The 592-nt window shown below is 40.4% G+C and carries 1 protein-coding gene; it reads left to right on the forward strand.

Features of this window, described 5'->3' with window-relative positions; all coding sequences use genetic code 11:
- A partial coding sequence (locus OCV67_RS13170) for an N-acetylmuramoyl-L-alanine amidase (protein WP_178085177.1) occupies window positions 1-520 on the forward strand: 520 nt, incomplete at its 5' end.
- Window positions 521-592: the final 72 nt, after the last annotated feature.

The raw sequence follows: 592 nt of genomic DNA on the forward strand, positions 1-592 counted from the left end.
GTCAAAGACGTTGGCAAACAATATTAATACAGAAGTAAAGAAAATCATGTCGAGCCGTGGTGTTAAGACTAAGCTTGGTAATGGCGGTACGGACTATTTTGCAATTATCAGAGAAACAGCAGCCCCAGCGGTACTTTTAGAGGGCGGCTTTGTCGACAGTAAAAAGGACGCTGATTTCATCAAGGCAAATTACAAAAAGCTTACCGAAGCATACGCTAAAGGTATTTTAAAGACGTTGGGTATTTCTACAGCAGCAAGTCCTGCAAAGCCTATACTGGATAAGACAGGCTATAAAAAAGGCGATAAGACTATTGGCGTGTTATCGCTTAAAGAATTACTGTTGACAGCCAAAACACTAGGTATTAACAAGTACGGTATGGACAAAAATAAGTCTTTCGGTACTGGTACACTGAATGCTGTAAACTATCTGTTAGGCGTGTGGGGATATCAGCAGAACGGTATTGCGGGGGAAAACTTCATTAAGCGCTTACATACTGAGATTGATAAGAAAATAAAATAGTTTTTGGAGGTATTTATATGAAAAGCTTTATCCCATGGGTTGGCGGCAAGAGCCGCCTTGCAAAGAAAATCA

Origin of the sequence: Porcipelethomonas ammoniilytica (assembly GCF_025567485.1) — a bacterium.
GTDB classification, from domain to species: domain Bacteria; phylum Bacillota; class Clostridia; order Oscillospirales; family Ruminococcaceae; genus Porcipelethomonas; species Porcipelethomonas ammoniilytica.